Source organism: Aeromonas sp. MR19 (assembly GCF_963899305.1).
Taxonomy (GTDB): domain Bacteria; phylum Pseudomonadota; class Gammaproteobacteria; order Enterobacterales; family Aeromonadaceae; genus Aeromonas; species Aeromonas bestiarum.
In genome coordinates, this window is record NZ_CAWQWZ010000011.1 from 985,846 (window position 1) to 999,928 (window position 14,083).

Below are 14,083 nucleotides of genomic sequence, written 5' to 3' on the forward strand. Positions count from 1 at the left end.
CCTCTAGATTACATGCCAATCAACTTAACAATTTGATTAGCAACAACTTTAGCGCTCTGATCATCAGTCTGGATGACAAAGTCAGCCACTTCTTCATACAGTGCATTGCGCTCTTGTGCCAGACGCTCGAGTACTTCGCGCGGCGGCTCTTCGGTTTGCAGCAGTGGGCGGCGCTTGTCTCTTTGTGTGCGCGCCAGCTGCTTTTCAATCGTTGTTTCGAGGTACACCACGATACCGCGAGCAGAGAGCTTGTTCCGTGTTTCACGGCTCTTGATGGCACCGCCACCCGTCGCCAGCACGATACCCTGCTGTTCTGAAAGGTCGCCTATGACCTTCTCTTCGCGGATCCGGAAACCCTCTTCGCCTTCAACATCGAACACCCAGCCGATATCGGCACCACTGCGGCGCTCAATCTCATGATCTGAGTCGAAAAACTCCATATGCAGTTGTTCTGCCAGATGTCTACCTATGGTGCTCTTGCCCGCACCCATGGGACCTATCAGGAAAATATTGCGTTTCTCAGCCATGTCTTTTCATTAGTAATTACAAACTGTACGACCCCGACAAACACTCGATCGGGGTACCTATGAACCTTGTCTTGCGATGGATCAGGAGGGGGATTATCTCAATAGAAATCGGGACTGGCAACCGCAGCCCTTACGCCCCAGCCTCATTGGGGCGTAAGGTTATATGTGTTTTACCCTCACATGTAAAGCATTCAGAAGGCGTCGGTGACTATCTTCGGCGTCACGAAAATCAGCAATTCCCGCTTTTTATTCTCGCTGGTTGTCTTGCGAAACAACACGCCAAGACCCGGGATATCACCGAGCAGAGGCACCTTGCTGACGTCGCTCTTGATGGTCTGTTGATAGATGCCGCCAAGCACCAGGGTCTCGCCATTGTTGACCAGCACCTGGGTGGTGATGGACTGGGCATTGATGGAGACGGCATCACCGGTACCGGTTGGTACCGTCTCGCCCTTGGTATCCTGGGTCACGGTCAGATCCAGGATAACCCGGTTGTCCGGCGTGATTTGCGGCGTGACCTTGAGGCTCAATACTGCCTTCTTGAAGGTGACCGAGGTGGCACCACTGGAGGAGGACTCCACATAGGGGATCTCGGTACCCTGCTCGATCAGCGCCGGTTTCTGGTTGGCGGTGGTAACACGGGGGCTGGCGATGATTTCAGCCTTGCTCTCTTTTTCCAGCGCCGACAGCTCGAGGTCCAGCAGGGTGCCATCTGCCAGGCGGGCCACCTGGAATGCCAGGGTGCCAGCGGCATTGGTCACCGGCAGATTGACGTTCAATCTGTCATCCACCCCGGGACGGGTGATGGCCGAACCGCCGTTGTTATTGCCGGAGCCGTCATTGCCTTCGATGGTACCTGACGTGCTGTTGCCGTGACCGTCGTTCTTGGTCACCCCCCAACGCACCCCGAGCGCCTCGTCGAAACCATCATCTATGGTCACCATGCGCGCTTCGATCACCACCTGTTTGACCGGAATGTCCAGAATGTCCAGCATGCGCTTGATGTTGCTGATGACATCTGCCGTATCCTTGACCACCAGCACGTTGGTCCGCTCATCGACACTTACGGCCCCCTTGGAAGAGAGCAGCTTGGTGCTTTCGGAGGAGAGCAACGCCGCCACCTCGGATGCCTTGGCATAGTTGATCTGCAGGTATTCAGTATAGAGGGGTGCCAGATCGGCCACCTGATTGCGACTCTCCAGCTGCTGCTTCTCGCGGGCGGCTATCTCTTCTGCCGGCGCCACCAGCAGAATGTTGTTATCCAGTCGTTTATCCAGCCCTCTCACCTTGAGGATGATGTCCAGTGCCTGCTCCCAAGGCACGCCATCAAGCCGCAGCGTGATATTGCCCGACACCGAGTCCGTGGTGACCAGGTTTAGGTTGTTGAAATCGGCGATGAGCTGCAGCACGGTGCGCACCGGGATGTCCTGGAAGTTCAGCGAAATCGGCTTGCCCTGATACTGCTTGCCAGCGGTCACTGCGGTGCGTTTTTTCACCTCGACGATGAACGTCTTGTCCGCCTGATCGTAGCGATAATCAAACTGGCCGTTGATGGAGAGCTCGAACAGGGTGTCATTGCCCTGACGGAACACCTCCACCTGGGAGACGGGGGTGGCAAAGTCCTGCACATTGATTAGATTGAGCAGGTCGTCCGGCACCCTGGTACCATGGAACTTGGCCAGCACTGTCTGGCCACGGCTGCTGACATCGACTGCCGCCGAGCTGTTGTCCAGCGTGACCAGGAACTCCCCCTGCCCCTCCTTGCCACGTCTGAAATCTACCCCCTTGACGGAGTTGAAATAGGCGCCGCTCGCCCCGGTTTGAGCCGCAGGCAAGACGGGTTTACTGGCCACTGGTGCTGCCACCGGGGCTGACTGGGCGACCAGCTGGGTGTTAATCAGGGCTGATTGCACCACAGGTTGAGGATTGACAAAAGCGGGCGAAGCCGCTGGTGATGAGACCATACCAACCGACTGGGTCGAAGCCGGCAGCGGCATGGTTGCCTTTTCTCCCAGAGCGACCAGCAACTTGTTGCCCTGCTGGTGCACCTGATAAGGGGTCAATTGATCGAGCGCTATCTTGATGTCGAGCCCGGCGCCCTTGCCCTCGACCTTGAGGTTATCGACACCCTGCTGCTTGATGGGAAGCGGATTGACATTGAGTGCCCCCACGGCTCCCGGCACATGCAGCAACAGCTGATTGGGCTCATAGGATAGCCGGTCGGTAAAACCGCTTACCGGTTCACTGAAGCTCAACTCCAGCAACAGCTGGTCGGCCATCAGCGGATTCACCTTCACCTCTTGCAAGGTGGCCACAGCCCAGGCCTGGCTCCATGCTCCGGCGCAAAACAGCAGGGCAACTCTGGTTACAGTACCGATTGTTGTTCTCATCGCAGTCATCCCTGATTATCGTTTTGCTTCAAGATTGGCCATGCCCAACTGGGTTTCTCTGGTGACCCAGCATCCTTTTCCATCCGGTATAGTCTCAATCAAATCCACGTAAGTGTCAGTGATCCTGATCACCCGACCCTGATCCAGTCCCATATGTTGGTTGAGACCCACCCGGACGGATTGGCCATCCGGCGTCCGGATCAAGGCCCACAACTGGCCCTGCTTGCCGAGCGAGCCCTGCATGATCAGGCTGGCCAGTGAATAGCTCTCCAACACTTCCTTCTCTCTGTTGGCGACTATCTGGGCACAATCCGGTTTCACCTTGGCATCCACCTTGGCGCTGCTGGCCTCTGGCTGGGGCGCAATGAAGGGGCTGCGCTGATCGCTGAGGTGATAGGCCATGGGCGAAAAGGGTTTGATTTCAGGCAGCGGCTCGATAGGCACAGGCTGTCTGGCCTTGGTCTGAGCCACATAGTTATCCATGTCATCCTGCCCACCGCAGGCTGTCAGCAGACAGACGGGCAACAGTACGCAGATCATTCTCATTTTTTCTGCCCCACTGTCTTGCCGTTGTACTTGTAGGTCTTGGCCAGCATCGACATGCCGATCATCTCGTCCGGCTCCTTGCTCTGACCCAGGGTGAACGACTCCAGGATGACGATCCGCGGCAGCGCCGCCATGTCGGCCGTGAACTTGCCAATCTCATGGTAGGTGCCCACCACCTCGATCCGCATGGGCAGTTCGGTGGAAAACTCGTGCTTTATCTCGGGCTCCCAGTTGATGCGATTCAATTTGAGACCATTGTCGGTCGCAATGAAGCTGATATCGTCCAGCAAGCCGGCCACTTCGTGCGTATTGGGTAACTGTTTGAGCTGGGTATCGACCAACTGCTCAAGCTGTACCATCTGTATCTTGTATGCCCCCAGATTGGCCGCCAGCATCGCCTTGCTCTCGAACTGCGCCTTCAGTTCAGCCTCCTTGTTGGTTTCCTCTGTCAACAAGGTCAATGAATTCGCAATCACGTAGTAATAGATGGCACCGCCCAGCAAGGCACAGAAAAACAGGATGAAAATGCCTTTGGCCAACTTGGGCCAGCCAGCAATGTTGTTGAGATCCAGTTCATTGAGCTGTTGCAGGTTCATTCTTGCCCCTTAACCGCATCGACGGTGGCGCCAGCCGCAGCTGCGACCTGGAACATCATGGAGAACTGGCTCAGCGAGACAGGCGCAACGTCGGCCGCAAAAATCGTGCTGATCTGTGACTGCCCCAGCCAGCCGGAGCCATCGATGCGTCGCATCATGCTGGCAACCCGGCCATAGGCCTCGGTCTTGCCGTTGACGTCGATCCGGTTGTCTTGCAAGGCCAGCGTGTTCAGATACACACCATTGGGCACCAGCGAGGGCAACTGGTTGAACAGCCGAACCGGCAGATTGCGACGCATCTGCAGATGCTCGATCAGTTGCATGCGATCGATCAGCTCCTTGCGCCTCTCTTTGAGCAAGCGGATCTCGCCGAGCTGTGCGTCGAGTATGGTCATCTCCTGCTGCAAGCGTTGATTGCGCTGCTGTTGATGACTGATCTGCTGCTCCACCAGCCAGTCGGCGGCAAAGCCGAGGGAAGCGGTGATCGCCAGGAAAATCCCGAGCATGACCCCGAACTGTTTCTTCTGTCGCTGAGCTCTGGCTTCGCGCCAGGGGAGTAGGTTTATATTTGACATGGCGTGAAGCTCCTCAATGCCAGACCCAGCGCCGTCATGTACTTGGCACCATGGGCAAGCCCCCCCTCCCCTTTGGGTTTGCCAAACAGGGCGAAGGGATCGGGATGCAATACTTCACAATTGAGTTCATTGCCGACCTGGGCGACCAGCCCGGGTAGCAGGCTGCCACCGCCAGTCAGCACCAGCTTGGAGAGCTCCCTGTGTCCGGAGGAGCTGCAAAACAGCTGAACGTTGCGCCTGACTTGCTGCAGCAAGGCATTAATGTGAGGCAGCAGCACATCCAGCTCGTAATCAACCGGCAATTTGCCCTGCAGCTTGGCCTGCTCTGCATCGTCCAGCGACAGGTTGTAGAAAGAGGCCAATGCCTGGCTGTATTGATCACCGCCGAAATTCTGCAGACGGGAGTAGATCACCTCGCCCTTGACTAGCGCGGCAAAGGTCATGGCACTGGCACCGATATCGATAACGCCAACCGGCTTTTCCCAGGCAAGCAAATCGGGCAGACAGGCGAGGACGGCGCGGCCCAGCGCATGAGCCCCCACGTCCACTACCTTGGTGGTCATCTCGGCTTCGGCCAGTGCCGTGACCCGACCGCTCACGCTCTCGGTACGGGCGGCGCTCAGCAGCACCTCCTGGCGATCCTGATCATTGACCTTGCCGAGGATCTCAAAATCCAGGCTCACTTCATCGAGGGGGAATGGGATGAGCTGTTCGGCCTCCATCTGGACCTGATTTTCCAGCTCGTTCTCACCCAGGCTGGCATCAACCTGAATGACTTTGGTGATCACATTGGAACCGGTGACGGCCGTCGCCACGTACTGGCTGTTGCCAGAGATGAGGCGCTTGAGGGCCTTGAGAGACTGGCTGACCCGTTCGATATCCTGCAACTGATAATCGACCAGGGTGCCCTTGGGGGTCGCCACTTCGGCCACAGATTCAAAATGCAGCTTGCCGGGGCGCCCGGTGATAGTGACAGCCTTGATGGTCTGGCTCCCAAAATCAATACCCGCCAGAGGAAGCAGGGAACCTTTATTGAATAGCCCAAACATATACACATCCATGCGTTATTGGGTTTTAGGATTGATTGTAGGACAGCTAATCAGATGATGATGACTTAACTCATCCTAAATGCTCTATCTATCAATGTCATAAAGTTTACACCGAAAAGTGATGCATCTCGCTTTCTTGCCGCCCCCACCTCCCCTTGGTTATTGAGCCGCAGAATGCTAACCTCCCGCCTCTTCTCGAGGAGCCTGACTGCTGACAGGAAAACCTCGAATTCCCGGAGGCAAAAGGGCTATACTCTGCGCCCGTTGGCTAATTTTAAGACGATTGGTAGTTCTTCCATGCTGAAATGGCTCGTACGCCTGTTTATTGTCATGATGCTGGGTGCAGTGCTGGGTGTTGCCAGCCTCATCGGTATCTACTTCTACATCAAGCCCCAGTTGCCCGATGTGACCGCGCTGCGCGACGTCAAGCTGGCCACCCCGATGAAGGTGTACAGCCGGGATGGGGAATTGATCTCCCAATTTGGCGAAATTCGTCGCATCCCGCTGCGTCTGGATGAAATTCCCCAGTCCATGATAGATGCCGTGCTCGCGACCGAGGATGCCCGCTTCTATGAGCACCCGGGCATAGACCCGATCGGTATCATTCGAGCCGCCACCGTCTGGGCCGTCTCCGGCCATGCACGTCAGGGCGCCAGTACCATCACCCAGCAGGTCGCTCGCAACTTCTTCCTGAGCAATGAGAAAACCATAGTGCGCAAGGTCAAGGAAGTGTTCCTGGCCTGGCGTATCGAGCAGAATCTCTCCAAGGACGAGATACTGCAGCTCTACCTCAACAAGATACCGCTCGGTTACCGCGCGTTCGGGATAGGCGCCGCCGCTCAGGTCTACTTCGGCAAAGAGGTCAAGGACCTGACCCTGGACGAGATCGCCATCATAGCCGGCCTGCCCAAGGCACCGTCCATGTTGAACCCGATCCGTTCACCGGAGCGTGCCTTCGCCCGCCGCAACGTGGTGCTGGGTCGCATGCTGGAAACCGGCAAGATCACCCAGGCCCAGTATGACGAGGCCTCCAAGATGCCGATCAAGGCCCGCTATCACGGCGCCGAGATCACCCTCAATGCCCCTTATTTGGGGGAGATGGTGCGCCAGAAGATGGTGGAGCAGTTTGGTGAAGACGCCTACACCATGGGCCTGCACGTCTACACCACAGTCACTGCCAAGCGCCAGCGTGCCGCACGTCTGGCCCTGCTGGATGGCGTGTTCGACTACGATACCCGTCATGGCTACCGTGGCACGACAGCCCAGCTGTGGAAAGCGGGAGAAGCCGACTGGGATTACGACCAGATCATGGCGCACCTGGCCAAGCAACCCACTTATGAGCCCCTGATGGCCGCCGTGGTCACCAAGCTGGGTGACAAGAGTGCGACCCTGGTGCTGAAAAATGGCAAGCAGGCAGAACTCGGCTGGAACGGCATCAAATGGGCTCGCGCCTTCATCACCGATGATCGCCAGGGTTTCGCCCCCCGCTCCGCCCGCGACATGCTGAAAGTCGGCGCCCAAATCTGGGTGCGGGAGAAGGGGGAAGAGCTGCTGCTCTCCCAGATCCCCGAGGTCAACGCCGCCCTGGTGGCCATGAACCCGCAGGATGGTGCCATCGAGGCCCTGGTCGGCGGCTTCAGCTTCGAGCTGTCCAAATTCAACCGGGTCGATCAGGCGCGCCGTCAGATAGGCTCCAACATCAAGCCCTTCCTCTATGCCACAGCGCTGGAGCAGGGCTATACCCTGGCCTCCCTCATCAATGATGCGCCGATCAACCAGTGGGACCCCTCCAAGGGCCCCATGTGGCAGCCCAAGAACTCCCCGGCCATCTACGAAGGTCCCACCTCGCTGCGGCTCGGTCTTGCCAAGTCCAAGAACGTGATGTCGGTGCGACTGATGCGCGCCATCGGTCTGGATACCTATATCGACGGCCTGACCCGCTTCGGGTTCGCGCGCGATACCATATCCCGCAATGAATCGCTGGCGCTGGGCGCCGCCGAATTCACCCCGCTGGAAGTGGTGCGCGGTTATTCCGTCATGGCCAACGGCGGCTTCCAGGTCACCCCCTATTTCATCACGGACGTGACCGACAGCTTCGGGGAGCCCCTGTATCAGGCCAACCCTGCCGCCGCCTGTCATGATTGCGGCGTGCTGGCCGCGGCCGGTCTCGACAGTGCCGATGCCTACGCCAATACCGGCGGCGACTGGAAGGCCCAGTGCCCGATCGATCCTGTGGTGCCCAACAACATGGCGCCACAGACCATCAGTGCCCAGAGCACCTTCCTGGTCACGGATACCCTGACCACCGCCATCTGGGGTGGCAACGGCTGGCGCGGTACCGGCTGGCGGGCGGCTCGCGACCTCAAGCGTCACGACATCTCCGGCAAGACAGGGACCACCAACGAATCCCGTGATGCCTGGTTCTCCGGTTACACGCCGAACCTGGTCGCCACCTCCTGGATAGGTTTTGACAACCACCAGCGGGGTCTTGGCCGGGCCGAGTTCGGCGGCGGAGCGGCCCAGCCTATCTGGATCGACTTCATGAAGACGGCACTCAAGCAGGTGCCCGAGCGCAAGATGCCGGTACCCGAGGGGATCATCACGGTACGGGTCGATCGCGAGACCGGTCTGCTGACCAATCGCACCGATGGCAGCAGCACTGAGGAGTTCTTCAAGGAAGGCACTGAGCCGACCCGCTATGCGACCCAGAGCTCGGACAGCAATCAGGTGTATGGCGGCGACGGCTCGCCCACTGACGGACCAGTCTCTACCGACGATATCTTCTAAGCGACAGCTCAAGATAAAAAAACCGGCGCCAAGGCGCCGGTTTTCTTTTTGTGACCACATAATGCGTCGCCGTCAGCCAAGCAGGCTCTTCATCAGACTGGAGATACGGGCAGCCAGCTCGTTGAAGCAGGGCCTGCGTACCGAGTAGTGGCGATAGAGCAACGAGATGGCGCGGCCCGGCACCGGGTCAATCACGGGGCGATAGCTGACGCCCCCTTCCTCCGCATTGGCAGGCACGGCCAGTTTGGGCACCAGCGTCATGCCGCTGCCCGCGGCGACCATGTTGCGCAACGTCTCCAGGCTGGTGCCCTTGAAGCGCTGATCCTCACCGATACCCGCGGCGAAGCAGAACCCCATCGCCTGATCCCGCAGACAGTGGCCATCGGCCAGCATCAGCAGTTTCTTGCCCTTGAGATTGCTGAGCGGTACCGACTTGGCCCTGGCTTCCGGGTGATGCTGCGGCACCGCCAGCCACATGGGCTCCTGATAGAGGGGAATCGAGCCAAACCCTTCCATACCCTCAAGTTCGGCGAGGATGAGACAATCCAGCTCCCCTTCTTCCAGCCGCTTGAGCAGCACCTGGGTCTGCTCCTCATAGAGATAGAACTCCAGCTTGGGAAAATGCTCGCGCAGATCCTGGATGATGTGGGGCAGCAGATAGGGGCCGACGGTGGGAATGAAACCGATATGGATCTCTCCGGACATGGGTTCGGCGAAGTGCTGGCCTATGCTCTTGAGCTCACGCACCTCTTTTAGCACCTTGCGGGCCTGATGGGCCATGGCGTCACCGGCCGGGGTAAACAACACCTTGCGGGAGGTGCGCTCGATCAGGATCACCCCCAGCTCGTCCTCCAGCTTGCGCAGCTGGCCGCTCAGGGTCGGCTGGCTGACGAAGCAGCGCTCCGCCGCCTTGCGAAAGTGCTTCTCCTCTTCCAATGCCACCAAATACTCGAGATCGCGAAGGTTCATACATCCAGAATCCTGCCAACCAATTGGGCCATTAGCATGCCCAAGAAAGGCAGGAGGGACAAGGGATGGTAACTGAATGGAAAAAGACAGGCGGATGGAAAAACAAAACGGGCCCGGATCCAGGATCCGGGCCCGCTCAAGCGGCGAGTGTCAAACCGTCATTACACCCGGAAGCGACGTACCATCTCCTGCAGCTGGGTCGCCAGGTGGTTGAGGTCGTTGCAGGCCTGTGCCATCTGGGTCGCACCAGCCGCCACCTCTTCCGAGGCATGGCTGATGTTGACCACGTTGCGGTTGAGCTCTTCGCTCACAGCGCCCTGCTCTTCGGTCGCGGTCGCAATCTGTATGTTCATGTGAGAGATGCTCTCCACAGAGCCACTGATCTCGGAAATGGACGCTCCCGCCTCCCGCGCCGTGCTCACTGTGGAGTTCATCATGTCCTGGCTCTGCTGCATGGTAGTACCGGCTTGTTCGGCCCGCTGCTGCAGTTCGGCGATGATGGTGTTGATCTGGGAGGTGGAATCCTGAGTCCGTTTCGCCAGGGTACGCACCTCATCGGCCACCACGGCGAAACCACGACCCTGTTCACCGGCCCGGGCCGCCTCGATGGCAGCGTTGAGCGCCAGCAGGTTGGTCTGCTCTGCGATCCCTCGGATCACTTCGAGCACCATGCCGATGTTGCGGCTGTCATCGCCGAGCTGGCGGATCACCACGGCCGTGCTCTCGATGGCGCCAGCCACCTGTTCAATGCGCTTGATGGAGTCGTTGACGGTGCGAGCCCCCAGCTCGGCCGTGCTGCTGGCGGCACTGGCGGCACTAGCGGCATCACTGGTGTTGCGGGACACCTCCTGTACCGTGGCCTGCATCTCGTTCATGGCGGTCGCCAGCTGGTTCAGCTCATGCTGCTGGCTGTTCATATTGTTGGCAGACTGACGGGCCACGGCGCTGATCTCTTCCGCCGCCGAGCTGAGCTGTACAACTGAGCCAGACACCTCGCTGACCAGGTTGCGCAAGTTTTTCTGCATCTCGCCAAAACCTTTGGCCAGCTGGCCCAGTTCGTCGTTGTTGAACTGTCTCAAGTCGAGGTGCGTCGCCAGATCGCCGGCAGAGACCTTGCGAGTCTGCTCCAGCAGGGCCATGACGGGATTGCGGATCTGGCCGGTCAGCAACCAGGCCACGACGACGACGAACGCCAGCGTCATCACTCCCACCAGGATGCTCATGTTGCGCGAGTTGCTGTAAAGCTCGGCGACCGATTTGACCATGCCGTCGGCAATTTCGTTGTTGATCTCGCGCAGACGATAAGATTTGGAACCCACCTCCTCCAGTGCGATCCGGGTCTCGTTCTTGCGCAGGCTCTTGACCTTCTCCAGATCCCCGTTGGCAAAGGCGGCCACCAGCTCCTCATGCACGGAGAAATATTTGGCACCGGCAGCAATCAACTGCTCGTAGGTCTGCCGCTCTTCATCCGTGCTGAAGGGCAGCGAGCCATATTTTTGCGCCGCCGCATCAAACTCCTGCTTCGCCTTGTTAAAGGTGGCGGTGCGGTCACTGACCTCCTGGGCATCCTTGTTCAGGCCGCCGATGACCTGAGCCAGCTCGGAGCGACGAGCATCGAGAATCGCCACATGCATCTGGCTGGCATAGCGGGTCGATGGCAACAAATTCCCGGAGATGGTTTCAGTATCACCGTAGAGGCGTGACAGCTGAGCGATGGAAAACCACGCCAACCCCAGAACCAGCAAGGCCAATACGGCAAAGCCGGCACTCAACTTCTGACCTATAGACATATTTTTGAACATGATTGGTATCCTTGGCGGCTAGACGCAAACCCGTGGAGCCGAACTCCCGAGCCATCACCCATAGAGCATAGCGCGATGATCGCAAGCAGATGATTTTCAAACTATCCGCTAGTCAATATATCGTCATGCCCACGGATAGCATGAGGATCAAGCGGGTAGGAAAAATCTGTCCCTCTCAGCCTGGGTTTGCTTGTCATCCCGCCCACCAACCGAAAAGACGGGGTTTCAGCGTCCCATCACCGCCTGGATCTGGCGGGCAAAGGCCGCCGGCTCGCCCAGGAAGGAAGAGGCGGACAGCGGCGTCACCTTGTCCCCTTGCACCAACCCCAGGGTCGGGTAGCCCTGCCCACCGAGGCGGCGCATCCAGCCCTGGCTGGCTGCCAGATGGCCGGCCAGATCCACGTTCTGATAAGCATCTGCAAATGCCGCAGCATCGATGCCCTGCTCCGCAGCCAGGCTGCTCAGGTGCTCGAGGGAACCGATCCAGATGCCATCGCGATAGTGGGATTGCTGGATGCGGTGCAGCAGGGTCAGACCATTGCCGCCCAACGTCGACATCGCCAATATGGCGCGGATGGGTTGCTCCGAGTCGAGCAACAGGCCATCGCGCAGCAGCAAGTCGTTGAAATAACCCTCACCGAAGGGCTGGCCAGTCAGGGCCTGGATCCGCTCGTCATGAGGGCGGACGTAGTCACGCAGGGCCTGACCCATGGGCTGACGACGCTCGCCCAGCCAGAGGCCGCCGGCATGCAGCTCTATGTGAAGACCGGGGATCCCGGCCGCCGCTTGCAGCAAGGGGGCAGCGCCATAGCACCAGCCGCAGAGGGGGTCGTATACGTAATGCAGGCTTGTCTCGTTCATGTGATTCATTCTCGATTGTTTGGCTAAAAAAACCGGGCCCAAGGGCCCGGTAAAAAAACACAGGGAAGCAGGCGTCAGGCAATTACCACTTCATTTCACCGGTGTTGACCTTGGCACCTATGGCCAGACCATCGTCGACCGGCAGGGACGGGAAGGCTTTCTTCAGGCCTTCAATCAGCTCGCCGGAGTTTTTGGACTTGGCCAGCTCCTGCTCGAAGCGCTGGACATAGTCACGGGTGAAGGTCACGGCTTCGGTACCCTTGGGCGCAGTCCCCAGGAAGTGGCCTGGCACGACACGCTCGGGTTTCATGGCCAGCAGCTCGTTGAGGGTCTTCACCCAGTGAGCGCGGGCTTCCTTGGTCTGGCTGTCCGCCATCCAGACGTGCACGCCGCTGTAGACGGGCACACCACCCAATGCTGTCTTGATGGACGGCGCCCACAGGTAAGCGGTCGGCGTGTTCATCTCCTTGATCTCGATCTTCTCGCCTTCGAGGGTCAGGTAAGAGGCGGTCATCACTTCCGGTACCGTCAGGGCTTTGGGTGCACCTGCGCCCAGGATGGGTCCCCAATAGGTCAGCTTGTCATCCTTGGTCTTGTTGATGTGGTCAACCACATGCTGGTCCGCCAGGACTTTGACTTTCGGAAACGCCTTCATTATGGGCTCCAGACCAAAGTAGAAGTCGGGATCACCTGCGCTGATATAGACGGTGGTCAGCTGCTTGCCGCTTTGCTTGATCATGTCGACCAGGGCCTGGCCATTTTTCACATCAAACTGGGCATCGATCAGAATGGCCTCTTTGTCACCGGCCACCAGGGAAGAGGAGACAGGGAAGATGGCCTTCTCGCCCGGGTTGTAGACGGTCACTGTCAGGGGGGCAGCCATGGCGGCGCCACTCAGCAGGGTGGTGGCCAGGGTCAGGTTGCGGATCAGGGTGTTGTTCATCGGGTATTCCTCATCAAGTCATCAGGGGTTCATCAGATGGACACAGTTTATTGGATCATTAACGGTACAAATACAGCATAATAAGCACATCACTGTTGCATTAATCGAGCATATAGAGGGCCTGCACATGGATCGACTGACCGCATTACGGGTCTTTGTCAGCGTAGTCGAACAGGGCAGCCTGAGCGGCGCCGGGGAGAAGCTGGAGATGTCGCGCGCCATGGTGACGCGCTACCTGGCTGAACTGGAGCAGTGGATGGGGGCCCGTCTGCTGCACCGCACCACCCGCCGGCTCAGTCTGACAGGACCTGGTGAAGAGGCATTGAACCGCGCCAGGGCCATGCTGGCACTGGGGGAGGAGATGGAGCAGATCGCCATCCGCGGCGATGAGGCGCCCAAGGGGCAACTGCGCATCACCAGCAGTTATTCCCTCTCAGAGGCCCTGCTGGTGGGAGCCGCCAACGACTATCTGGCCCAGTATGCGGGCACCGCCATCGACATCCTGCTGCTGGACCGCACCGTCAACCTGGTGGAGGAGCGGATCGATCTGGCCATTCGCATCACCAATGATCTGGATCCCAACCTGGTGGCCCGCCGGCTCGGCACCTGCCACTCAGTGGTCTGTGCCAGCCCGGCCTATCTGGCCAGACACCCGACGCCGCACAAGGTGCAGGATCTCGCCCTGCACAACTGCCTCACCTACACCTATTTCGGCAAGAGCCTGTGGGAGTTTCAGGGACCCGCCGGACCTGAATCCGTGCCGGTCAGCGGCAATCTCAGTGCCAACATCTCCAACCTGCTGCTGGAGGCGACCCTGGGTGGCGCCGGCATCAGCATGCAGCCCCGCTACTCGGTGCAATCCCAGCTGGAGAGTGGCGCCCTGGTGCCCCTGCTCGAGGCATGGCAACCCAAGCGCCTCGGAGTCTACGGTGTCTATGGCACCCGCAAGCAGATGTCGCCCCTGCTGCGCAGCTTCCTCGATTTCCTGGTGGTGCGCATGGCAGCCGATCCCATGTGGCAGGAGTAATGCCACCATGC

Annotated in this window: 12 protein-coding genes; 2 read left to right on the forward strand and 10 right to left on the reverse strand. The window is 58.9% G+C overall.

What is annotated here, in order from left to right; genetic code table 11:
• Positions 1-8 precede the first annotated feature (8 nt).
• The 6 genes from aroK to tapM form a co-directional block, all read right to left on the reverse strand.
• Positions 9-527 (reverse strand): shikimate kinase AroK, encoded by a 519-nt coding sequence (aroK, locus tag AACQ95_RS10180; protein ID WP_005298388.1) that lies wholly within the window; start codon positions 525-527, stop codon positions 9-11.
• A 191-nt stretch (positions 528-718) separates the two neighbouring features.
• On the reverse strand, positions 719-2,917 hold the full coding sequence (locus AACQ95_RS10185) for a type IV pilus secretin PilQ (protein WP_241278510.1): 2,199 nt from the start codon (positions 2,915-2,917) through the stop codon (positions 719-721).
• A 15-nt stretch (positions 2,918-2,932) separates the two neighbouring features.
• Positions 2,933-3,463 (reverse strand): pilus assembly protein PilP, encoded by a 531-nt coding sequence (locus tag AACQ95_RS10190; protein WP_043135667.1) that lies wholly within the window; start codon positions 3,461-3,463, stop codon positions 2,933-2,935.
• Positions 3,460-4,059, reverse strand: coding sequence for a PilO family type IV pilus biogenesis protein TapO (tapO, locus tag AACQ95_RS10195; RefSeq protein ID WP_241278511.1), 600 nt, complete (start codon positions 4,057-4,059; stop codon positions 3,460-3,462). Before tapO ends, AACQ95_RS10190 begins: the two co-directional genes overlap by 4 nt.
• A complete protein-coding gene (tapN, locus tag AACQ95_RS10200; protein WP_043135670.1) occupies positions 4,056-4,634 on the reverse strand; it encodes a PilN family type IV pilus biogenesis protein TapN in 579 nt (192 codons plus the stop codon). Before tapN ends, tapO begins: the two co-directional genes overlap by 4 nt.
• Entirely contained in the window at positions 4,622-5,695 is a 1,074-nt protein-coding gene (gene tapM / locus AACQ95_RS10205; protein ID WP_156994840.1) for a PilM family type IVa pilus assembly protein TapM, read from the reverse strand. Before tapM ends, tapN begins: the two co-directional genes overlap by 13 nt.
• 285 nt (positions 5,696-5,980) lie before the next feature.
• Here tapM and AACQ95_RS10210 point away from each other — a divergent pair, with 285 nt between their 5' ends.
• A complete protein-coding gene (locus AACQ95_RS10210; protein ID WP_241278512.1) occupies positions 5,981-8,470 on the forward strand; it encodes a penicillin-binding protein 1A in 2,490 nt (829 codons plus the stop codon).
• A gap of 72 nt (positions 8,471-8,542) precedes the next feature.
• Here AACQ95_RS10210 and oxyR read toward each other — a convergent pair whose 3' ends face one another.
• From oxyR to AACQ95_RS10230, 4 genes are all read right to left on the reverse strand, one after another.
• Positions 8,543-9,439, reverse strand: a complete 897-nt coding sequence (gene oxyR, locus AACQ95_RS10215) for a DNA-binding transcriptional regulator OxyR (RefSeq protein ID WP_043135675.1) — start codon at positions 9,437-9,439, stop codon at positions 8,543-8,545.
• Between the two features lie 161 nt (positions 9,440-9,600).
• Complete coding sequence (locus tag AACQ95_RS10220) at positions 9,601-11,241, reverse strand: methyl-accepting chemotaxis protein (RefSeq protein ID WP_241278513.1); 1,641 nt, start codon at positions 11,239-11,241, stop codon at positions 9,601-9,603.
• A gap of 225 nt (positions 11,242-11,466) precedes the next feature.
• On the reverse strand, positions 11,467-12,102 hold the full coding sequence (locus tag AACQ95_RS10225; RefSeq protein ID WP_098982969.1) for a DsbA family protein: 636 nt from the start codon (positions 12,100-12,102) through the stop codon (positions 11,467-11,469).
• Between the two features lie 82 nt (positions 12,103-12,184).
• A complete protein-coding gene (locus AACQ95_RS10230) occupies positions 12,185-13,045 on the reverse strand; it encodes a Vmh family MBL fold metallo-hydrolase (RefSeq protein ID WP_043555148.1) in 861 nt (286 codons plus the stop codon).
• A gap of 127 nt (positions 13,046-13,172) precedes the next feature.
• Here AACQ95_RS10230 and AACQ95_RS10235 point away from each other — a divergent pair, with 127 nt between their 5' ends.
• Complete coding sequence (locus tag AACQ95_RS10235) at positions 13,173-14,072, forward strand: LysR family transcriptional regulator (protein WP_043135682.1); 900 nt, start codon at positions 13,173-13,175, stop codon at positions 14,070-14,072.
• The last annotated feature ends 11 nt before the right edge of the window (positions 14,073-14,083 follow it).